The 22,501-nt window shown below is 74.7% G+C and carries 21 protein-coding genes; 11 read left to right on the forward strand and 10 right to left on the reverse strand.

Annotation, left to right across the window (positions count from 1 at the left end; translation table 11 throughout):
- The first annotated feature begins 53 nt into the window (after positions 1–53).
- From RQM47_RS02580 to RQM47_RS02605, 6 genes are all read left to right on the forward strand, one after another.
- Entirely contained in the window at positions 54–1,271 is a 1,218-nt protein-coding gene (locus RQM47_RS02580) for a zinc-dependent alcohol dehydrogenase (protein WP_311662838.1), read from the forward strand.
- Positions 1,268–2,323 (forward strand): SDR family oxidoreductase, encoded by a 1,056-nt coding sequence (locus RQM47_RS02585; protein ID WP_311662837.1) that lies wholly within the window; start codon positions 1,268–1,270, stop codon positions 2,321–2,323. The genes RQM47_RS02580 and RQM47_RS02585 overlap by 4 nt, the downstream gene beginning before the upstream one ends.
- 202 nt (positions 2,324–2,525) lie before the next feature.
- Positions 2,526–3,563: a glycosyltransferase family A protein gene (locus RQM47_RS02590; RefSeq protein ID WP_314007282.1), complete on the forward strand. Its 1,038-nt coding sequence runs from the start codon at positions 2,526–2,528 to the stop codon at positions 3,561–3,563.
- The gene (locus tag RQM47_RS02595; RefSeq protein WP_311662835.1) at positions 3,560–4,756 is read left to right on the forward strand and encodes an acyl-CoA dehydrogenase family protein; all 1,197 of its coding nucleotides are present in this window, start codon (positions 3,560–3,562) and stop codon (positions 4,754–4,756) included. Before RQM47_RS02590 ends, RQM47_RS02595 begins: the two co-directional genes overlap by 4 nt.
- A complete protein-coding gene (locus RQM47_RS02600; protein ID WP_311662834.1) occupies positions 4,749–5,558 on the forward strand; it encodes a PIG-L deacetylase family protein in 810 nt (269 codons plus the stop codon). The genes RQM47_RS02595 and RQM47_RS02600 overlap by 8 nt, the downstream gene beginning before the upstream one ends.
- 78 nt (positions 5,559–5,636) lie before the next feature.
- Positions 5,637–6,281 (forward strand): class I SAM-dependent DNA methyltransferase, encoded by a 645-nt coding sequence (locus tag RQM47_RS02605; protein ID WP_311662833.1) that lies wholly within the window; start codon positions 5,637–5,639, stop codon positions 6,279–6,281.
- 153 nt (positions 6,282–6,434) lie between these two features.
- On the opposite strand, the gene RQM47_RS02610 is transcribed toward RQM47_RS02605, so the two are convergent.
- Together RQM47_RS02610 and RQM47_RS02615 are read right to left on the reverse strand one after the other, a co-directional pair.
- Positions 6,435–7,697: a DUF2391 domain-containing protein gene (locus RQM47_RS02610; RefSeq protein ID WP_311662832.1), complete on the reverse strand. Its 1,263-nt coding sequence runs from the start codon at positions 7,695–7,697 to the stop codon at positions 6,435–6,437.
- Between the two features lie 105 nt (positions 7,698–7,802).
- On the reverse strand, positions 7,803–8,405 hold the full coding sequence (locus RQM47_RS02615; protein ID WP_311662831.1) for a helix-hairpin-helix domain-containing protein: 603 nt from the start codon (positions 8,403–8,405) through the stop codon (positions 7,803–7,805).
- 122 nt (positions 8,406–8,527) lie between these two features.
- On the opposite strand from RQM47_RS02615, the gene RQM47_RS02620 reads away from it, so the two are divergent.
- A complete protein-coding gene (locus tag RQM47_RS02620) occupies positions 8,528–9,565 on the forward strand; it encodes a PEGA domain-containing protein (RefSeq protein WP_311662830.1) in 1,038 nt (345 codons plus the stop codon).
- A 24-nt stretch (positions 9,566–9,589) separates the two neighbouring features.
- On the opposite strand, the gene RQM47_RS02625 is transcribed toward RQM47_RS02620, so the two are convergent.
- The 3 genes from RQM47_RS02625 to RQM47_RS02635 form a co-directional block, all read right to left on the reverse strand.
- A complete protein-coding gene (locus RQM47_RS02625; protein WP_311662829.1) occupies positions 9,590–10,222 on the reverse strand; it encodes a M23 family metallopeptidase in 633 nt (210 codons plus the stop codon).
- A gap of 154 nt (positions 10,223–10,376) precedes the next feature.
- Positions 10,377–10,730 carry a hypothetical protein gene (locus tag RQM47_RS02630; RefSeq protein ID WP_409945951.1) on the reverse strand — a complete coding sequence of 118 codons (354 nt, stop codon included), beginning with the start codon at positions 10,728–10,730 and terminating at the stop codon, positions 10,377–10,379.
- A 32-nt stretch (positions 10,731–10,762) separates the two neighbouring features.
- Positions 10,763–11,011 (reverse strand): hypothetical protein, encoded by a 249-nt coding sequence (locus RQM47_RS02635; RefSeq protein WP_311662827.1) that lies wholly within the window; start codon positions 11,009–11,011, stop codon positions 10,763–10,765.
- A gap of 153 nt (positions 11,012–11,164) precedes the next feature.
- Here RQM47_RS02635 and RQM47_RS02640 point away from each other — a divergent pair, with 153 nt between their 5' ends.
- Complete coding sequence (locus tag RQM47_RS02640) at positions 11,165–11,299, forward strand: hypothetical protein (protein WP_314007284.1); 135 nt, start codon at positions 11,165–11,167, stop codon at positions 11,297–11,299.
- Positions 11,300–11,374: 75 nt separating this feature from the next.
- On the opposite strand, the gene rpoN is transcribed toward RQM47_RS02640, so the two are convergent.
- The 4 genes from rpoN to trxA all read right to left on the reverse strand — a co-directional run bounded on the left by rpoN (position 11,375) and on the right by trxA (position 15,222).
- Entirely contained in the window at positions 11,375–12,856 is a 1,482-nt protein-coding gene (rpoN, locus tag RQM47_RS02645) for an RNA polymerase factor sigma-54 (RefSeq protein WP_311662826.1), read from the reverse strand.
- A gap of 49 nt (positions 12,857–12,905) precedes the next feature.
- Positions 12,906–13,559 carry a DUF3109 family protein gene (locus tag RQM47_RS02650; protein ID WP_311662825.1) on the reverse strand — a complete coding sequence of 218 codons (654 nt, stop codon included), beginning with the start codon at positions 13,557–13,559 and terminating at the stop codon, positions 12,906–12,908.
- A gap of 172 nt (positions 13,560–13,731) precedes the next feature.
- Complete coding sequence (gene trxB / locus RQM47_RS02655) at positions 13,732–14,808, reverse strand: thioredoxin-disulfide reductase (protein WP_311662824.1); 1,077 nt, start codon at positions 14,806–14,808, stop codon at positions 13,732–13,734.
- A 78-nt stretch (positions 14,809–14,886) separates the two neighbouring features.
- A complete protein-coding gene (gene trxA, locus RQM47_RS02660) occupies positions 14,887–15,222 on the reverse strand; it encodes a thioredoxin (RefSeq protein ID WP_311662823.1) in 336 nt (111 codons plus the stop codon).
- Positions 15,223–15,400: 178 nt separating this feature from the next.
- Between trxA and RQM47_RS02665 the strand changes: the two genes are divergently transcribed.
- Together RQM47_RS02665 and RQM47_RS02670 are read left to right on the forward strand one after the other, a co-directional pair.
- The gene (locus tag RQM47_RS02665) at positions 15,401–17,482 is read left to right on the forward strand and encodes a PAS domain-containing sensor histidine kinase (protein WP_314007285.1); all 2,082 of its coding nucleotides are present in this window, start codon (positions 15,401–15,403) and stop codon (positions 17,480–17,482) included.
- Positions 17,483–17,486: 4 nt separating this feature from the next.
- Positions 17,487–19,451: a PAS domain-containing sensor histidine kinase gene (locus RQM47_RS02670; RefSeq protein ID WP_311662821.1), complete on the forward strand. Its 1,965-nt coding sequence runs from the start codon at positions 17,487–17,489 to the stop codon at positions 19,449–19,451.
- A gap of 50 nt (positions 19,452–19,501) precedes the next feature.
- Here RQM47_RS02670 and purL read toward each other — a convergent pair whose 3' ends face one another.
- Positions 19,502–21,886: a phosphoribosylformylglycinamidine synthase subunit PurL gene (gene purL, locus RQM47_RS02675; protein ID WP_311662820.1), complete on the reverse strand. Its 2,385-nt coding sequence runs from the start codon at positions 21,884–21,886 to the stop codon at positions 19,502–19,504.
- A 155-nt stretch (positions 21,887–22,041) separates the two neighbouring features.
- Between purL and RQM47_RS02680 the strand changes: the two genes are divergently transcribed.
- Complete coding sequence (locus RQM47_RS02680) at positions 22,042–22,476, forward strand: DUF805 domain-containing protein (RefSeq protein WP_311662819.1); 435 nt, start codon at positions 22,042–22,044, stop codon at positions 22,474–22,476.
- The last annotated feature ends 25 nt before the right edge of the window (positions 22,477–22,501 follow it).

Raw genomic sequence — 22,501 nt, forward strand, 5'->3', positions numbered from 1 at the left:
ACCGCGACGGGCGGGGCGGGGTGGACGCGGCCCCTCCACCCCGCCCCATTGATATGAAAGCGCTCCGCTGGCACGGCACAGGCGACGTCTCCGTCGACACCGTCGACGACCCCCAGATCCTCGACGCCCACGACTGCATCATCGACGTCTCGCTGACCGCGATCTGCGGGAGCGACCTCCACCTGTTCGACGGCTACATCCCGACGATGGAGGACGGCGACATCCTCGGCCACGAGTTCATGGGCGAGGTCGTCGAAGTCGGCAGCGGCGTGCAGACGCTGAAAAAGGGCGACCGCGTGGTCGTCCCGTTCCCCATCGCGTGCGGGCACTGCCACTACTGCAACCGGGACGAGTACAGCCTGTGCGACAACTCGAACCCCAACAAGGAGGTGCAGGCCGCGGCCTACGGCTACGGCGGCGCCGGCCTCTACGGCTACAGCCACATGATGGGCGGGTTCGACGGCGGCCAGGCCGAGTACGTCCGCGTGCCCTACGCCGACGTCGGCCCGCTCAAGGTGCCGGAGTCGCTGACCGACGAGCAGGTCCTGTTCCTCACCGACATCTACCCGACCGGCTACCAGGCCGCCGTCAACTGCGACATCCAGCAGGGCGACGTGGTCGCCGTGTGGGGCTGCGGGCCGGTCGGCCTGTTCGCGCAGATCTCGGCCAAGATGCTGGGCGCCCAGGTGATCGGCATCGACCGGATCCCCGAGCGGCTCCGCATGGCCGAGCAGTTCGCGGGCTCGACGGTCCTCAACTTCGAGGACGAGGACGTGTTCGACAAGCTCAAGGAGGTCAACGACGGCCGCGGCCCCAACGCTTGCATCGACGCCGTCGGGCTCGAAGCCCACGGCCTCGGGCTGACGGGCGTGGCGCAAAAGGCGGAGCAGGCGCTGAAGCTCCAGACCGACCGCGGGACGGCGCTCATCGAGGCCATCCAGAGCTGCGGCAAGGGCGGCACGGTCAGCATCGCCGGCGTCTACGGCGGCGTCCTCAACCACGTGAACATGGGGGCCGCCTTCGGGAAGGGGCTCACGTTCAAGATGGGCCAGACGCACGTCCAGAAGTACATCCGCGACCTGCTCGGGCACGTCGAGCGGGGCGAGCTCGACCCGTCGTACATCATCACGCACAAGGCGCCGCTGGCGAAGGCCCCCGAGCTCTACGAGACGTTCCGCGACAAGGACGACGACTGCGTCAAGGTGGTCCTCGACACGTCCTGGGACGACGACCACGAGGTCGAGGTGCGGACGCAGAAGGTGGAGGCATGACCGCCAACACCAAGCTCGCGCTGGGCGGGGTGGGGGCCTGGGCCGCGGCCCGGGCGCTCCGCCGCCGCCGCGCCCTCTCGTTCGCCGGCCGCACGGTCGTGATCTCGGGCGGGAGCCGCGGGCTCGGCCTGCTCGTCGCCCGCCGCCTCGTGGCCGAGGGCGCCCGCGTCGCGCTCCTCGCGCGGACCGAGGCGGACCTCGACGCCGCCCTCGCCGACCTGGGAGGGCGGGGCGGTCCGCTCCTGGGCGCCGCGCTCACGGGCGGGGCGGCGATCGCCGTCCCGTGCGACGTGCGCGACCGCGAGCAGGTCGAGGCCGCCGTCGCCCGCGTGGCGCGGGAGCTGGGGCCGCCGTCCGTGCTCCTCCACGACGCCGGCGTCATCGGGGTCGGCCCGGAGGCGCACATGGCGGAGGAGGACTACCGGCGGTCGCTGGACGTCCACTTTTGGGGCGGCTACTATTTGACCGAAGCTCTCCGCCCGCACCTGGGCGACGGCGCCCGGATCGGGTACGTGTCGTCGGTGGCCGGGCGCGTGGCCGCCCCGCACCTCGCCCCGTACTCGGTGGGCAAGCACGCGCTCGTGGGCTACGCCGACGCCGTGCGCGCCGAGCTGGCCGCGTCGGGCGTCCGCGTGACGACGATCACGCCGGGCCTCATGCGCACGGGCTCGCACCCCAACGCCCACACCAAGGGCGACCACGAGGCGGAGTTCGCGTGGTTCGCGGCCGCCGACGCCAACCCGCTCCTCTCGATCAGCGGCGACCGAGCGGCCGACAAGGTCGTCGACGCGCTCCGCCACGGCGACGCGGCCCTCACGCTGACGCTGCCGGCCACGCTCGGCGCCGCCCTCGACGGCGTCGCGCCCGGGCTCGTGGGCGGGGCGGCGAAGCTCGCGGCCCGGCTCCTCCCCGCCCCCACCGGACCGAAAGGCGACGAGCGGCGGACGGGCTGGGAGTCGTTCTCGGACGCGGCCCCGAGCGCGCTCACGCGCCCGGCGGACGAGGCGACGGACCGGAACAACGAGCTGCGGGGGCACGAGCCGCTCACGTAGCGCCACCCCGCCCGCCGACGCTGCCTGGGCGGGGCGGCGGACTTCGGGCCGCGGCGTAGGGGCGCGTGAGGCCGCCCCCGAACGCGGGGTCAGGACGGCACCGGGGGCGGCGGCGCCGAGTAGGCAACGCACACGTTCCGCGACGGCCATCCGCCCTATCCCGCTCTCCCTGCCCGCGCCCCACCCCGCCCTCGCCGCCTGCGTGGGCGTGCCGGCGCGGGACGAGGCCGAACGCCTGCCGCAGCTTGTCGCCTCGCTGGCCGCGCAGCGCGACGGGGCGGGGCGGCCGCTGGCGCCGGGGGCGTTCGAGGTTGTCGTCCTGCTCAACAACTGCCGCGACGGCTCGCGCGAGGCGCTGGAGCGGGCGGGGCGGGCGCACCCGGGGCTCCGCCTCCACGCGGTCGAGGTCGAGCTCGCCCCGCCCGAGGCCCACGTCGGCCGCGCGCGGCAGTTCGTGCTCGACGCGGCGTGCGCGCGGTTCGCCGCGCTCGGGCGGGGCGGCCTGATCCTGACGACGGACGCCGACACGCGCGTGCCGCCGGACTGGGTCGCGAGCGCCCAGGCCGAGGTCGACGCCGGGGCCGACCTCGTCGGCGGACGCGTGACGCTGGACCCCGCCGAGCGGGCGGCGCTGCCCCCGGCGGTCCGGCGGATGTTCCTGCTCGACATCGGGTACCGGCGGGCGCTCGAGGAGGTCTGCGCGCTCTACGCGCCCTGCGCGTGGGACCCGTTCCCGCGCCATCACCAGCACTTCGGGGCGTGCCTCGCCGTGACGGCAGCGGCGTACCGGCGGGCCGGCGGGCTCCCTCCGGTGCCCGCCTCCGAGGACGTCGCGCTCGTCCGCGCCGTCGAGGCCGTGGGCGGGCGCGTCCGCCACAGCTACCGCTTCCGAGCGGCGACGTCGGCGCGCGTCGTGGGGCGGGCCTCGGGCGGGCTGGCCGACGCGCTCGGGTGGTGGACCGGGCAGGCCGAGGCCGGCGCGGGCGTCCGCGTCGAGAGCGCGGCGGCGGCCGAGCGCCGGCTGGCGTGCCTGGGCCGGTTCGTCCGCGAGCACCCCAGCCGCCCCGCCCCGCCCGAGCTGACGCATCCGCCCGAGCCGCCGCCCGACGAGGACGCCGACGCCATCGAGCGCGTCCTGCGCGACCTCCGCGTGGCGGCCGCACGGCTCCGCGCACTATCGCTGGACAACCGCCTCGCCCTCCCCGCCCCACCGCCCCGCACGCTGACCCTGGCCGCATGAGCACCTCCCCCGCCCCGCCCCGCCCGTCGGCTCCCCACCCCGCCCCGCGTTCGGGGCAGGGCATCGACGCGCTCGTCCAGGCGGCCGCTGCCGTGGCCGACCAGATCGCCGAGACGGCCGCCGACCGCGACGCCGACCGCGCGTTCCCCCAGGAGGCGTTCGACCGGTTGGGCGAGGCCGGCCTGCTCACGGCGACGCTCCCGACCGAGTTGGGCGGGGCGGGCCTGGGCGGACCGGGCGCGCGCCACGCGCTCTACCGCGTGCTCGCCGAGGTCGGCCGCGGCAGCCTCGCCGTCGGCCGCGTCTACGAGGGCCACGTCAACGCGCTCGACTTGGTGATGACGTGGGGGACCGAGCGGCAGCGCGGGCGGGCGGCCGACGACGCCCACGCCGGCCACCTGTTCGGCGTGTGGAATACCGAGGCCGCCGACGGCGTGCGCCTCGACCCCGACGGCGAGGGCGGGGCGGTCCTCCACGGGGCGAAGGTGTTCTGCTCCGGCGCCGGCCACGTGACGCGCGCGTTCGCGAACGGGGCCTGGCCGGACGGCTCGTGGCAGATGGTGCTCGTAGACCTCGACGGGAAAGACGACCGCGTCGAGCCGGATTCGTGGACGGCCGAGGGCATGCGCGCCTCGGTCAGCGGCCGCGTCTCGTTCGAGGGCCTCGCCGTCGGCCCCGACGCGCTCGTCGGCGCGCCGGGCGACTACACGGCCGAGCCCGACTTTACGGGCGGGGCGGTCCGATTCGCGGCCGTTCACCTGGGCGGGGCGCAGGCGCTCGCCGACGCCTCGGGCAGTCTCCTCCGGCAGATGGGCCGCACGGCCGATCCGCACCAGCACGCGCGGGCGGGGCGGGCCGCGATCGCCGTCGAGACGGGCGCGCTGTGGCTCCTCGGCGCCGCCCGCCTGTGGGAAGCCCACGCCGCCGGCGAGGCCGAGCCCGGCGCCGTCGTGGCCTACGCGCAGATGACGCGGACGGCCATCGAGCGCGCGTGCCTCGACGTGCTCGAACTCGTCGACCGGAGCGTCGGCGCGCGCGGGCTCCTGCCGCCGTCGCCGGTCGAGCGGATCGGCCGCGACCTCCGGCTCTACCTCCGCCAGCCGGCCCCCGACGCCACGCTCGACGCGGCCGGCGCGGCGGCCCTCGACCGCCCCGGGCTCGCCCGCGGCTCCGCCCCGCCCTCCCATGCCTGAGACGACCGACCGCCCCGCCCCCCGCCGCAGCGCCTCCCGCCGCCCCGCCCCCCGCCGCCGTGAAGACCACGCGGGCGGGGCCGGCTCGCTCCTCGACGACCCCGAGCGCCACCCGCTGCGCCCGGGCGGGGCGGTCTGCGAGCTGGGCCGCGTCGTGGTCCTGGCCCCGCACCCCGACGACGAGTCGCTGGGCTGCGGCGGGCTCCTCGCGCTCCTCGCCGACGCCGGCCGCCCCGCCCACGTCGTCGTCGTGACCGATGGGACGAAGTCGCACGACTCGCCGACGTGGCCGCCGAGCCGGCTCCGCACGCTCCGCGAGACCGAGGCCCAGCAGGCGGTGGGCCATCTGGGGCACGAGCGGCGCGTCGAGTTTTTGCGCCACCCCGACTGCGGGCTGCCGGCCGAGGGCACGCCGGCGTTCGAGGCGGCCGCCGACCGGCTCCAGGCGCTCCTCGCCGACCTCCGGCCGGACACGCTGGTCGTCCCCTGGCGCCGCGACCCGCACTGCGACCACGTCGCCACGTGGGCGCTCGCGCGGGCGCGCCGCGACCCGGCGGTCCGCTGGCTGGAGTACCCCGTGTGGGCGTGGACCGACGCCGACGCCGCCCCGCTCGCGCACGAGGCCGCGGCGTGGCGGCTCGACGTGTCATCGGTGCTCGACCGGAAGCGCCGGGCGGTCGCCGCCCACCGCTCGCAGACCACGCACCTCATCGACGACGACCCGAACGGGTTCGTGCTTCGCCCCGACGTGCTCGCCCACTTCGAGCGCCCGTGGGAGCTGTTCCTGGACCCAACGGAGTGAGGGTTCAGGGCGGGGTGGTCGGTCCTTGACTCCGAACCCTGAACCTCCCAACCTCGAACCCTCCGACCCGAACCCGCCATGCCCACCCCGCCCCCGACCACGCCGCACCGGACCGAGAGCGGGTCGATCGCGCCGGCCTACTTCGAGCGGCTCTACGAGGGCGACCCCGACCCGTGGGCGTTCGAGACGAGCCCGTACGAGGCCGCCAAGTACGAGGCCACGCTCGACGCGCTCCCGCGCGCCCGGTACGCGTCCGCCTTCGAGGTCGGGTGCGCGAACGGGGTCCTGACCGAGCGTCTCGCCGACCGCTGCGACCGCGTCCTGGCCGTCGACGTGGCCGAGGCGGCGCTCGCGCAGGCGCGCCGCCGGTGCGCCGGGCGGGGCGGCGTAGAGATCCGGCGGATGGCGGTCCCCGGCGAGTGGCCGGACGAGCGCTCGGCGGAGGTCGACCGGCCGTTCGACCTCGTCCTCGTGAGCGAGGTGGGCTACTACCTCGCCCCGCCCGACCTCGACCGCCTCCGCGCGCGGTGCGCCGCGTCCGTGGGGCGGGGCGGCCACCTCGTCCTCGTCCACTGGACGGGCGAGACGGACTACCCGCTCTCGGGCGACGACGTCCACGACGCCTTCCTCGCCGACCCTGCGTGGCGGCCCCTCCGGGCGGGGCGGACGGCGGACTACCGCCTCGACGTGCTGGAGCGGGGCGAGCAGGGTAGAGCAGGGTAGAGCAGGGTAGAGCAGGGTAGAGCAGGGTAGAGCAGGGTAGAGCAGGGTAGAGCAGGAAGGTCGGGCGCCGTCGGCCTGAGTCAAGCCATTCTGCCCGCTCTACCTGCTCTCTCCGCTCTACCTGCTCTCTCCGCTCTACCTGCTCTCTCCGCTCTACGTTTCCTCGTCGACGTAGGCCACGTAGCGGAAGTAGGTCTGCTCCTCGAAGCTGGCGCCGAGCGCGCCGACGCCGATCCCGAGCGCGGCGACGAAGCCGGCGAACACGAGCACGTGGCGGACCCCGACCGGCTCGCCCAGCGCGGCCGCCCACTCCGCCAGGATCTGGCCGTCGAAGAAGGCGGCGGCCAGCGCCGTCGTCGCCGCGAACAGGAGCGCGTAGGTCGTGGCCATGCCCAGGCCGAGCGCGATGACGATCGAGGCCGACGTGACCACCTGCTGCTCGGTCCGCCCCCGCCCGTGGCGCCGCGCGAGCAGCCGCTGCTTGCGGACGAGATAGACGCTCGTGGTCACGAGGGCGAAGACGGAGAGCGCGGCGACGCGGGTCGGCGGCTGGCGCGTGCCCAGGTCCCACGCCTCGGCCGTGATGACGAGGACGACGAGCGTCGAGAAGGCAGCCGTCGTCAGCTTCGAGAGCTGGAACGGGAACAGCCACGGACGGATCTGGAGGACCGTGTCAGCCACGTCGGCCCACCCGTGGCGGAGCGCGCGGAGCGTGAACGCGGCGCCGGAGAGCCGCCGGAACCGGGCGCGCTCCTCCATCCGCGGGTCGGCCACGTCGGCGAGCTCGTCCTCGAGCTCCTCGCGGTTGGACGCCGTGTAGTGGGCGGGGCGGTCGAGGTCGGCCGCCGTCTTCGGCGCGTGCATCCAGGCCCCCGCGTCGTCCTCGTGGCCGAGCCCGTTGAGGTGGCCGAGCGCGTGGAGCGCGAGGGCCGCGAGGCGCCGGCCGGCCGTCTCGGCGCGCTCGGCCGGCGTCCGGCGGCTGTCGCGGAGGCTGGGGTCGAGCCGGGCCAGCGACAGCACGGCCGAGGCCAGCGCCTGCGACGGCGTGGCGAGCGCGAACGAGCGGTGCCGCGCGTGGAGGTCGGCGGCCGTAACGACGAGGGCAAAGTCCCACCCCGCCACGGCCCGCTCGGCGGCCCCGGCGTCGAGGAGGTCGACGGGCTCGACGCGGACCCCGGCCGGGGCCAGGTCGCGCCGGCGGACGAGCGGGAGCGCCCACGCGAACCCCGGCAACTCGCGCGCGAGCACCTGCCGCACGCGGCGCCGGGCCACCTTCAGCGCCGTCCGCTGCTGCTCGTCGAGCGGGCCGGCCTGGATCCACCCGACGACGACGGCCGGGACGTGGCGGGCGCCGGGTTCGCCCGTGCCGCCGTCGGGCGGCGCGGGAAGGCTGGAGGGCGGGGCGGTGGTCTCCACGGGGCGGCGGCGGGGCCTTCAATATCGCCCCGCGCCAGGGCTTTCGTCTGCGCGGCGACCCGGGCCGCCGGACGTCGTCCCCACTGTCGGCCCAGACCGCCCCGCTCAGCGCCCCACGTCGACGGGGCGGACGACGGCCACGCGTGCGAGCCGCTCCACGAGCCGCGGCGTGACGCCCTCGACGACCACGAGCGCGGCGAGGTCGTCGAACGGCCCCATCGCATCACGGAAGGACACGATGCGACGGGCGAGGGCCGGCCCGACGCCCGCGAGCGGGGCGATCTCGTCCTCCGGCGCCGCGTTGAGGTCGACGACCGCCCCGCCCCGCCCGGCCTCGACGCGGAGCTGCTCCTTGACCGCCGTGACGAGCGAGACGTAGGACGGGGGGTCGTAGACGACGTCGGGCTCGTAGTCGTAGTTCACGCCCAGCAGGTTCACGACCGTGAGCCGAGCCTCGGGGAGCTGACCCTGGCGGAGCAGCGAGAGGGCGAGCAGGCGGTACCCCTCCTGGACCTCGTCGGGTTCGGCGTCGTCGCTATAGATGCACGCCGACACGGCCGGCTCGACCGCCGCGTAGTCCTGCTCCTGGTACCGGCGCTCAGCGTCCGCGAGGGCCTCGGGGCACGGGTCCGACTGCGCCGCCGCCGCCCCGCCCCCGACGGCGAGAATCAGCAGGACAAACCAGCGGGCGGACGTGGCGACGGGCATTGGAGCGTGGGGTCTACTTTGGTTCAACATAACCGCCCCGCCCGCGAGGGCACGCACGGGAGCCGCCGGTCCGTTCGACGGGTTCCCCCGCGCCCGCGGCCCCCGTTTCGGTCTGACCGGCCATGCCCCCGACGCCTTCGCCCCCGCCCCGCCCCTGGACGCCCGAGCCGGAGACGTGGACGCCCGAGCCGGCGGACGTGGCGAGGGGGAACGCGCGGACGGTCGTGTTCCGCATGGTCGCGGCGATGGCCGTCGTCGTGGTCCTGGGCGTCGGGCTGCTCGTCGCCGACTGGTACACCTCGCGGACGCCGGCGGCGGACGTGGGCTATGAGGCGGCCCCGCCGAGCGTCTCCAACGGGGGCGGGGTGGACGGCGAGGACGGGGCCGAAAGTGGGCTGAACGAGGGCGGGGCGGGCGAGGCGGTCCTGGAGGTGGACTCCGCCGTCGAGGGCGCCTCCGTCTTCGTCAACGGCGACTCCGTCGGGACGACGCCCCTGCGCCTCTCGCTCTCTGAGCCCGGCCCGAAGCGGGTGCTCGTCGCGCGCGGCGCGCGCGCGCTGCTCGACACCACGGTGCAGGTCGAGTACGGACGCGTGGCGGTCTTCGCCGCAGGGCGCCGCGACGAGCCGGCCGGCCGGCCCACGGCGGCCGAGGCCGAACGCGGGTCGATCCGCGTGACGAGCACGCCGGCCGGCGCCGCCGTGCTCCTCGACGGCCGCCGCGTGGGCCAAACGCCGGTCACGGTGGACGGCCTCACCCCGGGCGAGTACGCGCTCGCCGTCCAGCAGCCGGGGTACGAGCCGGCCACGCGGCGCGTCACGCTCCGCCCGGGCACCCGCTACGAGACCGCGCTCGAGCTCCGCTCCACGAGCTCTCCGACGTCCGGCCCCGCCCCGCCCCAGGCCCGCCCGACGCCCGCCCCGCCCCGCCCCGACCCCGGCGTGGGCACCGTCGAGATCCTCGTCCGCCCGTGGGGGCGGATCGAGATCGACGGCCAGCTCCGCCAGCGCGAGTCCGACGTCGTGTACCGGACGGAGCTCCCGACCGGCACCCACCGGATCCGCGTGAGCCACCCCACGCTGGGGTCCCAGGAACGCGACGTCGTCGTAAACCGAGGCGTCACCTACCGAGTCGACATCGACCTGGGCGGCAGCGACTAGACGGGCGGGGTGGCCCGCCGCCCCTTACCGCCCGGCGGCCACGTCCGCCCCGCGGAGGAGGTCATACGGGTTGAGCGGCGTCCCCCGCCCCGCCCCGCTCCGGTCGAGGACCTGGAGGTGGAGGTGCGGCCCCCGCGCGTTCCCCGTCGACCCGACCGTCCCGAGCGGCTCCCCGCGCGCCACGCGCGTGCCCACCTCGACCCCGTCCGCGTAGGCGTCGAGGTGGGCGAGGTAGAAGTCGAACCGGCCGTCGGCCGACCGGAGGTAGAGCGTGCGCCCGCCCAGCCGGTTCCAATGCTTCCGGCTGACGACGCCGTCCGTCGGCGCGACGATGAGCGTGCCCGTCGGGGCCGCGATGTCGATCGCGTTGTGAGTCCGCCCCCCCGACCGGCCGGCCGCGAACGAGTCGCGGAGGTCGCCGGCGCGGACGCCCACGACGGGGATCACGAGCCCCGAGGGGACGGCCGCTGAGCGCGGGGCGGGGCGGGCGGACGGGCGACGAGCCGGCGGTCGGCGGTCGGGGCGGCCTTCGGGCCGAGCGGTGGGACCGGCGGCCCATCCGTTGGGGCCGCTGGCCGAGGTGCCCGCGCACCCGGAGAGGGCGAGCGCGGCGGCGAGCGCGAGCAGGGCAGGGCTCGCCAGGACAGACTTCAGCATGGCCGGGGGGGACGGACGGCTGGAAGATCGTCAGAAACGGTACCGCGCCGTGCCCTCCCCTCCGGTCGCTCGGGCGCAGGGACCGCTTGGCACCGAATGCCGAGTGGTCTTTTTCCGTCCGCCCCGCCCGCAGAAGCGCCAGGGGGCGGGGTGGTCACTGGCCGGCCCGCCGCGCGTCGTCGTCGAGGGCCGCCCACCAATCGGCGTAGGGCGTGTTCTCGGGCTTCTTACGGTTGTGGTCGGGTCCGTCCCACCACGTCGGCCCCCGCTCGCCGAGCGCGACCTTGGCCTCGTGGACGCGGGCGCGGGCGGCCCGCTCGGCGTCCTCGTCGGCGCTGCGCTTGGCCTGTCCGACAGCGCGGCGGGCGCTCATCAGCTCTTTGACCAGGCGGTCCTTGTCGCCGGCGGCGAGGTCGGGGTTCGTGCACCGCCAGAGGCGCCCGCCGTGGACGAAGTAGCGTCCGTCCGGCGTCGACGGGAGGTGGTCAGGGCACGTCGACACGGGCAGGCTCGGCGGGTGGGCGGGGCGGCTCGCCCGATCTACGCGCGGGCGGCCACGAGGATGCCGGCGGCCTCGGCGGCCGTCGTCGGAACCGCGTTCTCGATGTCACCGGTCTGCACGGCGTCGAGGAAGAAGAGAGCGAACGCGTGGCGCTCGTCGGCCGTCGCGGCGGTGTCCTCGAAGAGCGTGTCGAACTGCGACATGGCCTCGTCGGTGACGGCCCCGACGATGTAGCCGGCGAGCAGGGCGGCGTGGGCGGAGCGGCGGGGGGCGGTAGCGGTGGTCATGCGGGGCGGGGTGTGAGCGTTGATGGCCCTTTCACCAAGAGCCGTGCCACGTTCGCCGCGCGCCCCTCGCGCTTGCCTGAACGGCCCTCCGCCCCGCTCGTCGGGTGTCAGGACGGAACGGCGGCGTTACCCTTCGCGCTCCCACCCCGCCCCTTGGGTCTGCTCGCGCGCTGCACCGCGGACGTGACCGCGGCCTTCCTCGACGGCGCCGACCTGGGCGGGGTGGCGTCGTGCCGCACGTCGAGCGGGGTGGCGCACGAGACGGCCGTGAGCAAGCTGGAGCCCTGACCGCCCCGCCCGCTCAGCCGACGACGACGGGCGGGGTGGGGACGTAGACCGCCCCGCCCCCCCACGTCAACGGCCCTACGCCAGCACGATCTGGCGGCGGAGCCGTGCCACCGGGACCCCGAGCTGCTCGCGGTACTTGGTCACCGTCCGCCGGGCGATGGGGTAGCCCTCATCCTTGAGGAGGTCGGCCAGCTTCTGGTCGCTGAGCGGCTTCGCCTTGTCCTCCTCGCCGACGATCCGCTCCAGGATGGCCTTGACCTCCTTGTTCGAGACCTCCTCACCGTCGTCGCCCGTGATCCCTTCGGAGAAAAAGTGCTTGAGCTCGTAGACGCCGTACTCCGTCTGCACGTACTTCCCGTTGACCACGCGGGAGACGGTCGAAATGTCCATCTTGATGATCTCCGCGATGTCCTTCAGGATCATCGGCTTCAGGTGGCCCTCGCCGTGCTCGAAAAAGTCGTGCTGGATCTGCACGATGGCCTCCATCACGCGGAGCATCGTGTTCCGCCGCTGCTGGATGGACGAGATAAACCACCGGGCGCTCTCCATCCGCGTCTTCAGGAAGTCCTTCGTCTCCTTCGCGTTGCCGTCGCCCTTCGTGGTCTGCGCCGAGAGCGTGTTCCACATGTTCCGGTAGTGCCGGTTGACGCGGAGCTCGGGGGCGTTGCGGCCGTTGAGCAGGATGCGGAAGTCGTCGGCGTCGCGCTCGACCGTGAAGTCGGGCGTGATGTAGTTGGTCTGGACGGCGAAGTCGCCCTCGCCCGGCTTAGGGTCGAGGCTGCGGACGAGGTCGTAGGCCTCCTTCAGGTCGTACTCGTCGATGCCCAGCTTGCGCTGGATGGCGTCGAAGTGCTTCATCGTGAACTGCTTGTAGCAGTCCCGGAGCAGGTCGACCGCGTTTTCGCGGCCGTCGACCTCGTCGCCCATGACGTCGAGCTGGACGAGGAGGCACTCCCTCAGGTCGCGCGCGGCGATGCCGACGGGGTCGAGCCGCTGGACACGCGAGAGCACGCGCTCGACGTCGTCCTCGGTGATGACGAGGCCGTAGTTGAACATGACGTCGTCGAGGATCGACTCGACCGGGCGCCGGAGGTAGCCGTCCTCATCGATGGACCCGATGATCTGATCGGCGATGAGCTCCTCGGTCTCGTCGAAGTCGAGGAGCCCGACCTGGTCGCGGAGCGACTCGGCGATCGACGAGGTCGCCGGCATGGGCATCTCGCGGTCGTCCTCCTCGGCCGAGTGGTCGACCTGGGCCTTGTAGCCGTAGAGGTCGTCGGGGGCGTTCAAGAACTCGTCCCAGTCGAACTCGTCGTCCGACGACGACTCGGTCTGCTCGGACGGGAGCTCGTCGTCGCTGTCGGTCGGCTCGTCGGCCGTGTTGTCGAGCTGGAGCTCGTCCTCCTCTTCACCCTCTTCGAGGAGCGGGTTCGACTCGAGCTCGGCCTTGATCCGCTGCTCGAGTGCGAGCGTGGGCAGCTGCAGCAGCTTGATGTACTGGATCTGCTGCGGCGAGAGCTTCTGCTGGAGTCCTTGCTTCTGTTGGAGGTTGAGCATCGTGTTTGGGACGTATCAGAGCCCAATATCGCACGCCGGCCCGCCCAGGTTAAGGCGCCACCTCCGAATCTACGGGGGCGGGCGGGGCGGCCTCCTGCGGGCCAATGCCGACGTCGAGCCGGCGCTGGCGGAGCGCCTCGCGGAAGCGCCCGAACCACGCCTCCCCGTACTTCCGCGTGAGCGGGCGTTCGAGAAAGTCGGCGAGCTGGACGCCCGTCCGCTCGCCGTGGGGGACGGCGGGGCGGCACAGGTCGATCCGCTCGTAGTTCAGCACGTCCACGGCGTCGGCGCCCTCGCCGTAGGACTCGACGCGGAGGGGGTAGAGGTGGCACGAGACCGGCTTCTCGAAGTCGGTCCGCCCCGCCCAGAAGGCCTCCTGGAGCGAGCACTTGGCGATGGGGCGGGCGCCGCCGCCGTCGTAGGTCACGAACACGCACTCGCGGCCGCCGACGGTGGTGGTCCCGTAGCCCTCGCGCTCGTCGCCCTCCCAGACCCCGTTCCGGGCGATCTCGCGGAGCGCCTCGGGCCGGAGCTTCGCTTCGACGGCCGGGAGCGCGGCTTCGAGCGCGGCCCGCTCGTCGGGCTCGACGGGCGCCCCGCGGTCGCCGTGGACGCAGCACGCGCCGAAGCACGAGCCGAGGTGGCACGCAAACGGCGCGTCGAGGAGCGCGTCGGAGACGAGGACGTGGTCGACGGAGAACATGGGCCGAACGTAGGGGCGGGGCGGCGCCCGGTCAACGAGGAACGTCCTGATGCCCCCGCCCCGCCCAAGCCGCCCCGCCCAGGCGACGGCGGCCGCGTCTGAGCGGGCGGGGCGGTCCGGCTCGCGGGACGCCGGGCGGGAGTCCGCCCATGCCCACCCCGCCCCCGGCGTCTTACGACCGGGCCTCGGCCAGCTTGTCCTGGACCGGGACGCCGTCGTCCGAGTCCTCGGCCGGCGCCACGTGGTACTCGGTCTCCGTCCGCGTCTCCTCGATGACGTCGTGCTCGGCCAGCCAGCGCTCGGCGTCGATGGCCGCCATGCAGCCGGTCCCGGCCGCCGTCACGGCCTGGCGGTAGACGTGGTCCTGGGCGTCGCCGCAGGCGAAGACGCCGTCGACGTTCGTGTACGTGCTGTCGGGGAGCGTCTGGATGTAGCCGGCCTCGTCCTGGTCGAGCCAGCCGGCGAAGATCTCCGTGTTCGGCTTGTGGCCGATGGCGACGAAGAACCCGGTCACGGGGAGCTCGCGGGCCTCGCCCGTCTCGGTGTCTTCGAGGGTCAGGCCGATCACGGCGTCGTCGCCGCGGACCTCGGTGACGACCGTGTTCCAGTGGACGCGGACGCTGTCGTGGTTCAGCACCCGGTCCTGCATGATCTGGCTCGCGCGGAAGCTGTCGCGCCGGTGGATCAGGTGGACCGTCGACGCGAAGCGCGTGAGGAAGAGGGCCTCCTCCATCGCCGTGTCGCCGCCGCCGACGATCGCGATCTCCTCGCCGCGGAAGAACGCGCCGTCGCACGTCGCGCACGCCGAGACGCCCCGCCCGAGCAGGCGGCGCTCGTTCTCCAGCCCGAGGTACTTCGCGCTCGCCCCGGTCGAGACCACGACGGCGTCGGCCAGGATGGGCGTCGTCTCGTCGACGACGAGCCGGTGCGGGCTGCCCGAGAAGTCGACGTGCGTGACGGTCCCCCACCGGAGCTCGGCGCCGAACCGGACGGCCTGCTTTTCGAGGTCGGCCATCATGTCCGGCCCCATCACGCCGTCGGGGTAGCCGGGGAAGTTCTCGACGTCGGTCGTGGTCGTGAGCTGGCCGCCGGGCTCGGACCCCTGGACGACGAGCGGCGCGAGCCCGGCGCGGGCGGCGTAGAGGGCGGCCGTGAACCCGGCGGGGCCGGTGCCGACGATGACGATCGGTCGGCGCTCGGCGGCGCCCCAGTCGAGGCCGTCGGGGAGCGGGGTGGGGGGCGTGGGCATCGGTTTCGGAGTGCGAGCGGATACAAGTCGGGGGCGCCCCCCCGCGTGAGGAGGCGCCCCCGGCGCGGGCGGGGCGGGCTAGGCCGCTTGGCCGGCGAGGGCGTCGAGCTTCTCGGCGAGCACCTTCTTCGGGACCACGCCGACCATCTGGTCGACGGGCTTGCCGCCCTTGAAGAACAGGAGCGAGGGGATCGAGCGGATCCCGTACTTCATCGCCGTCTGCGGGTTGCTGTCGACGTCGAGCTTGACCACCTTGGCCTTCCCGTCGTAGTCGGCGGCGATCTCTTCGATCGTCGGGGCGATCGTGCGGCACGGGCCGCACCACGTGGCCCAGAAGTCGACGAGGACGGGCTGGTCGCTGTGGAGGACTTCGGACTCGAAGTTGTCGTCGGTGCCGGTGACGTAGGCGGACATGGAAACGTGGAGATGGTAAGGGGTCGGAATAGTACGGGCGGGGCGGGTTCGGGTTCTTCCGGCCGGCGGCGCACGCTCTCCAGACGCCGCCCCGCCCGCCGCTCTTACCGCGGCGGCCCGCCGCGCCTTAGGTCCGACACCGGCCCGACGATACCGGGGGCGTCCCACCCCGCCCCCTGTGCCTACGCGCCCCCGACGCCCCTTATGGACCGTCGCGCTCCTCCTCGCGAGCGCGGCGCCGCTCTCGGCGTGGGCACAGGCGGGCGGGGCGGGGGCGCCGGCGGTCGAGTCCGTTCGCGCCGTCCGCGCGGGCGCCGAGGGCGAGCGGGCGGGCGCGACCGTCGCCGTGGCGGGGCGGGTCACGGCGGGCTCGGGGCTCGTCGCGCCGGACGAGGTGTTCGTGCAGGACGCGACGGGCGGCCTCCGCCTCGCGCTCGCGCCCGGCAGCGCGCCCGTCGCCACGGGCGACAGCGTCCGCGCCGTCGGCCGGCTCCAGGTCCGGCACGGGACGACCGAGCTGGCCGACGCCCGCGTCGAGACCGTCGGCCCGCCGGCGCGGGCGGCCGCCCCGCCCCGCCCGGTCCCCGTGCGGGAGCTGGCCCGGGGCGGGCGGCGGCTGGACTTCGAGGCCCGCGAGGGCGAGGTGGTCGAGTTGGAGGGCCGGGCGGTCCAGATCGACCAGGCGGACGGCGCCCACCGGCTCGTGGTGCTGTCCGGCGTCGACCTCGTCTCGGCCGTCGTCCCCGACCACCGGACGGAGCTGGCTGGGTTCGCCGGCGTCGACGCCGGCGACTACGTCCGCGTCCGCGGCGTTCTCGTCCAGGACGGGCCGGCGGCGGACGGCCGCGGCGCCTACCGGGTCTACCCGCTCGCGGCGTCGGACGTCCAGCGGCGGGGGCTCTCGCCGGCCGAGTACACGTGGGGGGCCGTCGCCGTCGGCGGCCTGCTCGTCGTGGCCCTCTTGTGGGCCGTCGCCCTGCGCACCCAGGTCCGCCGGCGGACGGCGGCGCTGCGGGCGTCTGAGGCCCGCTACGGCCACCTGTTCGAGGCCGCGGCCGACCCCGTCCTGGTCCTCGACACGGGGCGGGGCGGCGAGGTCACGGCGGCCAACCAGGCCGCCCAGCGTGCGTTCGGGCTCGCGGCCGACGGCGCGCGCCCCGACGGCCGGGAGGTCCGGCTCGCCGACCTCGCCCTCGACGAGCAGGAGGCCCGGTTCCACCTCGCCGACGCCGACAAGAACGGGTCGGTCTCGGGCGTGCTCGAACTCCGCGGGCCGGGCGGGGCGGCCGTCCCGTTCGAGATCGCCACGCGCCGGCTCCGCGACGGTTCGGCGTTCGTGTCCGTGGCCCGCGACGTCGAGGAGCGCCGGGCCTACGAGCACGGGCTGCTCCGGGCGATCCAGGCCGCCGAGGAGGCCCGCGAGCAGGCCGAGAAGACGGCCCAGCTCCGGGCGTCGATCCTGGCCAACATGAGCCACGAGATCCGCACGCCGCTGACGGCCATCATCGGGTTCGCCGACATCCTGCGCGACGAGGTCCCCGAGGACCTCTGGGAGTACGCCGACACGGTCCACGCCGGGGGTGAGCGCCTGCTCAACACGCTCAACGACGTGCTCGACCTCGCGCGGCTCGACGCCGAGCGCGCGCCGGTCGCGCCCGAGGCCGTCGACGTGGTGCCCGTGGTCGAGGGGGCCGTCCGGCTCCTCGCCCCGCTCGCCCAGCGGAAGGGGCTCGGGCTCCACGTCCAGTCCGACGTCCGCGCCCTCCCCGCCCACCACTCGCGGACGGCCCTCGAACGGATCGTGACGAACCTCGTCGGGAACGCGGTCAAGTTCACCGACCACGGCGAGGTCCGCGTCTCGCTCCACGCCGCCGAGGGCTACGTCGTCGTCCGCGTGCGCGACACGGGCGTCGGCATCTCCGACGCGTTCCTCCCCGACCTCTACGAGGCGTTCAAGCAGGAGTCCGACGGCCACACGCGGAGCCACGAGGGGACCGGGCTGGGCCTGGCCATCACCAAGCGGCTCGTCGACGTCATGGGCGGGGAGATCCGCGTGTGGAGCCGGAAGGACGAGGGGACCCTGTTCGAGGTGGTCCTCCCCGAGCGCGCCCCCGATCCGGCCGCCCCGCCCCCGGCTCCCTCGGCCGCGCCCGCCGCTCCGTTTTCCGACGCGGGCGGGGCGGCGGCCCCCGACAGCGACAGCGCCCCGCCCCGCCCCCCGACCGTCGAACGGGCCGAGAACGACCCCGCCCTCTCCTAAAGACATGCGCACGCGCACCTGGCTGGCCCTCGCGCTCGTCGCCGCCGCCCCGCCCGCCGCGGCGCAGCGGCCCGAGCCCATCGCCGACGTCCTCCACGACGCCGACGGCGACCGCGTGCCCGACCGCGTGGGGCAGACGGTGACCGTGGCGGGGTGGGCCTCGGCGGACCAGGGCGCGTTCGGGTCGTCGCCGGCCGACCTCTACGTGCAGGACGGGCGGGGCGGCGTCGCCGTCGGCGGCGGCGTGCTCGCCGACGGGCGCCGCGTCCGCGCCGGCGAGCCCGTCGTGGTCACGGGGACGCTCGGGTTCCGCAACGGCGTCGCCATGATCGAGCCCCGCGCGCTCGAGCGGGGGGCGGGGCGGTCCCGTGCGCCCGCGCCGCTGCCCTACGACGCGGCCGACGCCGAAGGGCTGGAAGGCCGGCTCGTCGAGGTCGAGGGGACGGTCGTGGGGCAGAACGACGTGGGCGCCGGCCGCGCGCTCCTCGTCTCGCTCGACGACCTCTCGCTCGTGGTCGTGTTCGCGTTCGAGGGGCAGCCGAGGCCCGTGTCGTTCGAGGGCTTGGGCGCCGGCGACCGGGTCCGCGCGGTCGGCGTGGCGGGCCAGTACGACCGCTTAGCCCCTTACGACGAGTCGTACCAGATCTACCCACGCAGCCCGGCCGACGTCGAGCGGGCCGGCATCTCGGCCTCGGCGTACCGCTGGGGGGCGCTAGGCGCCGGCGTCCTGTTCCTGCTCGCGTTCGGGGCGTCGGTCGCCCTCCGCGCCCAGGTCCGCCGCCGCGTCGAGGCGCTCCGGGCGTCGGAGGCTCGCTACCACACGCTCGTCGACCGGGCCTCGGACGCCGTGTTTGTCCACGGCCTCGACGGCGAAGACGCCGAGCTCAACCGGGCCGCCCGCGCGATCATGGGCGTCGCCGAGGGCGAGGCCGCCCCGCCCCTGATCGGCTCCGTGGCCGAGGCGGACCGGCCGCTCGCGCGCGACCACATGCGCCGCCTCCAGGCCGTCGGCAACGCCCGGACCGACCTCCGCGTGGTCCTGCCCGACGGGTCCGAGCGGCTGCTCGAGTTCGAGTCTCAGGTGATCGATGTCGGCGGCACCCAGCGCGTGCTCTCGCTCGGCCGCGACGTCGGGGCGCGGCGGGACTACGAGCGCGGCTTGGTCGAGGCCCGAGAGGCGGCCGAGGAGACGGCCCGCGTGAAGAGCGCCTTCCTGGCCAACATGAGCCACGAGATCCGCACGCCGCTGACGGCCGTCATCGGGTTCGCCGACCTCCTCATGGACGAGGTGGACCGCGACGCCCGCGGGCTCGTCGAGGCCATCGAGACCGGCGGCCGGCGGCTGCTGGCCACGCTCAACTCGGTCCTGGACCTGGCCCGGCTCGACGCCCACACCGAGGCGCTCCGGCCGGTCCCGCTCGACGTCGTCGGCCACGTCGAGGGGAGCGCGACGCTGCTCCGCCCGGCGGCCGAGGCCCGCGGCCTCCGCCTCGACGTCGTGGCCCCGGACGGCCCGGTCCCGGCCACGCTCGACGCCGGCGCCCTCGACCGCATCCTGACCAACCTCGTCGGGAACGCAGTCAAGTTTACCGAGCGGGGCGGGGTGACGGTCGAGGTCGGCGTCTGCCCCGACGATGCCGCCGTCGTCCTCCGCGTGGCCGACACGGGCATCGGCATCTCAAAGGACTTCCTGCCCAGCCTGTTCGACGAGTTCCGCCAGCAGTCCGAGGGCGACGCGCGGAGCCACGAGGGGTCCGGGCTGGGCCTCGCCATCACCCAGCGGCTCGTCGACCTGATGGGCGGCACGATCGCGACCGAGAGCGCGCCCGGCGTGGGGACCACCTTTACCGTCACGCTCCCCCGCGGCGCCGCCGCCCCGCCCACCGCCCCACTCGCGGAAACGCCTGCCGCCGGGCGGGGCGGGGCGGCTAACGAGCACGCTCCGGCCCCGGTCCTGCGCGCGGCGTAGCGGCCGCCCCGCCCGGGAGCCACCCCGCCCCAGCGGCGCGGGCGGGGCGGCTAGACCGCCGGGCCGCCCCTGGCTTCCGGGGCGGCCATCGCGTCGGGGATCGCCGTCTCGTAGGGCCGCGCGAGGTCGGCGACCGGCACCGAGAGGGCGGGCTCGGCACCGACGGTGACCTGGAGCGGGCCGTCCGTGACCGTCCCGATCGGCGTCGCCTGGGCGCCGTGCTCGGCGCAGAGCGCGCGCACGGATTGGGCGTCGTCGGGCGCGACCGAGAGGACGACGCGGCTCTGGGCCTCGCCGAACAGGACGGCGTCGAGGCGCGCGTCGAGGGCGGGGAGGGCCACCTCGGCGCCCAGGCCGGAAAACACGGCGCTCTCGGCGAGCGACACGGCGAGGCCGCCGTCGGCGACGTCGTGGGCGCTCCGCACGAGGCCGGCGCGGATCGCGGCCAGCACCGCCGCCTGGACCGCCTTCTCTTCGTCCAGGTCCAGGTGCGGCGCGTCGCCGGCCGTGGTCCCGTGGACGTGGGCGAGGTACTCGCTCGCCTCCACCCCGCCCGTGTGCCACCACGCGGCGGGCGAGACCAGGAGGAGCCGGTCGCCGGGCGCCGCCCACGCGGCCGTCGTCGTGTGCGCGGCCACGTCGTCGACGAGCCCCACCATCCCGATCGTGGGCGTGGGGAAGACGGCGCGCGTGCCGCCGCGCTCGTCCGGGCTCTCGTTGTAGAAGCTGACGTTGCCGCCGGTGACGGGCGTTCCCAGCGCGCGGCACGCGTCGCCCAGCCCGCCGACGGCCTCGGTAAACTGCCAGTAGACCTCGGGCTTGTACGGGTTACCGAAGTTGAGGCAGTTCGTGACGGCGAGCGGCTCGCCGCCGGCGCAGACCACGTTCCGCGCCGCCTCGGCGACGGCGATCCGGGCGCCGCGCCGCGGGTTGAGGTAGACGTAGCGGCCGTTGCAGTCGGTCGTCATGGCCAGCCCGCGCTCCGCCCCGCCCGGGCTGCCCGCCCCGCCCGGGCCGTCTGCGGCGGGCGGGGTGGTGCCTTTGAGGCGGACGACGGCGGCGTCGGTGGGGCCGGGGCCGGCGACGGTGTTCGTCCGCACCTCGTGGTCGTACTGCTGGAACACCCACCGCTTGGAGGCCACGTTGGGCGCGCCCATGAGCGCGACGAGGGCGCCGCCGGCCGTCCCAGCGCCGGTCTCCGCCGACGTGGGCAGGAGGTCGGCCAGGTCCGTGGCGTCCCACGCACGCGTGGCGTCGAGATAGCCCGGCCGCTGCGTCTCGCGATGGTAGACCGGCGCGCCGCCACCCAGCACCAGCGACTCGGCCGGCACGTCGACGACCAAGTCGCCGTGCCAAAAGACGCGGACGCGCTCCGTGTCCGTGACCTCGCCGATCTGGACGGCGTGGAGGTCCCACTTGTCGAAGACGGCCTCGATCTCGGCCTCGCGGCCCCGCTCGACCACGACCAGCATCCGCTCCTGGCTCTCGGACAGCAGCAGCTCGTACGGCGTCATGCCGGCCTCGCGCTGGGGCGTCCGGTCGAGCTGGAGGTCCATCCCCACCCCGCCCTTCTCGCTCATCTCCGACGACGAGCACGTGATGCCGGCCGCGCCCATGTCCTGCATCCCTACGACGGCGCCCGTCGCGATGGCCTCCAGGCTGGCTTCGAGCAGCAGCTTTTCGGTGAACGGGTCGCCCACCTGGACGTTGGGCCGCTTCGCGTCGGAGTCCTCCGAAATCTCCTCGGACGCGAACGTGGCCCCGTGGATGCCGTCGCGGCCGGTCGCCGAGCCCACGATGTAGACCGGGTTGCCCACGCCCTCGGCCGTCGCGCTCACGGTCTCGCCGGCCTTGACCACGCCGACCGACATGGCGTTCACGAGCGGGTTGCCCTCGTAAGAGGCGTCGAACACGACCTCCCCGCCCACCGTCGGCACGCCGAACGAGTTGCCGTAGCCGCCGATGCCGCGGACGACGCCGTCGAACAGGAACCGCACGCGCGGGCTGTCGAGCGACCCGAACCGGAGCGAGTTGAGGCTGGCGATGGGCCGGGCGCCCATCGTAAAGATGTCGCGCTGGATGCCGCCCACGCCCGTCGCCGCGCCCTGGTACGGCTCGACGGCGCTCGGGTGGTTGTGGCTCTCGATCTTGAACGCGCACGCGAGCCCGCCCCCGATGTCGACGAGCCCGGCGTTCTCGTCGCCGGCCGCGGCCAGGAGCCGCTCGCCGTCGCGGGGGAGCGTCTTGAGGAGCGCGATCGAGTTCTTGTACGAGCAGTGCTCGGACCACATGACCGAGTACACGCCGAGTTCGGTGTAGGTCGGCACGCGGCCCAGGACCTCCTGGACGCGCGCGTACTCGTCGTCGGTCAGCCCGTGCTCGCGGGCGAGGGCGTCGGTGACCTCGGGGTCGGCGGGGAGCGGCTGCGGCGTCATGCGGGCGGACCCAGAGGGCGGGGGCGGGGCGGAGCCGGAAGGTACCGGCGGGCGGGCCGGCGGCTCCCCGCGACGGACGGGCGCGGCAAAGGCTCTCCAGTTGCACAAGGGGTTAGGGCTCCGTTCTTTGGAGCCTCTCCACCCACCTCGCCCCTATGGACGCCTTCCAGGAATACTTCGTCGACATCGTCAAAAACCACTACGCCGATTTCGAGGGCCGCGCGCGGCGCAAGGAGTACTGGATGTTCTACCTGTTCTCCGTACTTGTCGCGATCGCGGTCGTCGTCGTCGCCGTCATCCTGATCTCCATTTCGGAGAGTCTGGCGATCGTTGCAGGCCTCCTCTACATCGCGCTGGCGCTCGGCCTCCTCCTTCCGTCCCTCGCTGTCGCCGTGCGCCGGCTCCACGACACGGACCGGAGCGGGTGGTGGTACCTCGTGTCGCTCGTCCCCTTTATCGGCGGGTTCATCCTCCTCTACTTCATGGTCATCGAGGGCGACGCCGGCCCCAACGCGTACGGGCCGGACCCGAAGGACCCGTACCCCGAGGGCGCGGGGATCGACGAGTTCGCGGGCGTCCTCGACCGCTAAGCGGCTGCCGAGGCCGTTTCGGCCT

The sequence above is a fragment of the Rubrivirga sp. S365 genome (assembly GCF_032248475.1).
GTDB classification, from domain to species: Bacteria; Bacteroidota; Rhodothermia; order Rhodothermales; family Rubricoccaceae; genus Rubrivirga; species Rubrivirga litoralis.

Bases quoted from the DNA above. Each gene is read 5' to 3' on its own strand.
- RQM47_RS02580 (WP_311662838.1), top strand. From the start codon at position 54: ATGAAAGCGCTCCGCTGGCACGGCACAGGCGACGTCTCCGTCGACACC.
- RQM47_RS02585 (WP_311662837.1), top strand. From the start codon at position 1,268: ATGACCGCCAACACCAAGCTCGCGCTGGGCGGGGTGGGGGCCTGGGCC.
- RQM47_RS02595 (WP_311662835.1), top strand. From the start codon at position 3,560: ATGAGCACCTCCCCCGCCCCGCCCCGCCCGTCGGCTCCCCACCCCGCC.
- RQM47_RS02600 (WP_311662834.1), top strand. From the start codon at position 4,749: ATGCCTGAGACGACCGACCGCCCCGCCCCCCGCCGCAGCGCCTCCCGC.
- RQM47_RS02605 (WP_311662833.1), top strand. From the start codon at position 5,637: ATGCCCACCCCGCCCCCGACCACGCCGCACCGGACCGAGAGCGGGTCG.
- RQM47_RS02615 (WP_311662831.1), bottom strand. From the start codon at position 8,405: ATGCCCGTCGCCACGTCCGCCCGCTGGTTTGTCCTGCTGATTCTCGCC.
- RQM47_RS02620 (WP_311662830.1), top strand. From the start codon at position 8,528: ATGCCCCCGACGCCTTCGCCCCCGCCCCGCCCCTGGACGCCCGAGCCG.
- RQM47_RS02625 (WP_311662829.1), bottom strand. From the start codon at position 10,222: ATGCTGAAGTCTGTCCTGGCGAGCCCTGCCCTGCTCGCGCTCGCCGCC.
- RQM47_RS02635 (WP_311662827.1), bottom strand. From the start codon at position 11,011: ATGACCACCGCTACCGCCCCCCGCCGCTCCGCCCACGCCGCCCTGCTC.
- rpoN (WP_311662826.1), bottom strand. From the start codon at position 12,856: ATGCTCAACCTCCAACAGAAGCAAGGACTCCAGCAGAAGCTCTCGCCG.
- RQM47_RS02650 (WP_311662825.1), bottom strand. From the start codon at position 13,559: ATGTTCTCCGTCGACCACGTCCTCGTCTCCGACGCGCTCCTCGACGCG.
- trxB (WP_311662824.1), bottom strand. From the start codon at position 14,808: ATGCCCACGCCCCCCACCCCGCTCCCCGACGGCCTCGACTGGGGCGCC.
- trxA (WP_311662823.1), bottom strand. From the start codon at position 15,222: ATGTCCGCCTACGTCACCGGCACCGACGACAACTTCGAGTCCGAAGTC.
- RQM47_RS02670 (WP_311662821.1), top strand. From the start codon at position 17,487: ATGCGCACGCGCACCTGGCTGGCCCTCGCGCTCGTCGCCGCCGCCCCG.
- purL (WP_311662820.1), bottom strand. From the start codon at position 21,886: ATGACGCCGCAGCCGCTCCCCGCCGACCCCGAGGTCACCGACGCCCTC.
- RQM47_RS02680 (WP_311662819.1), top strand. From the start codon at position 22,042: ATGGACGCCTTCCAGGAATACTTCGTCGACATCGTCAAAAACCACTAC.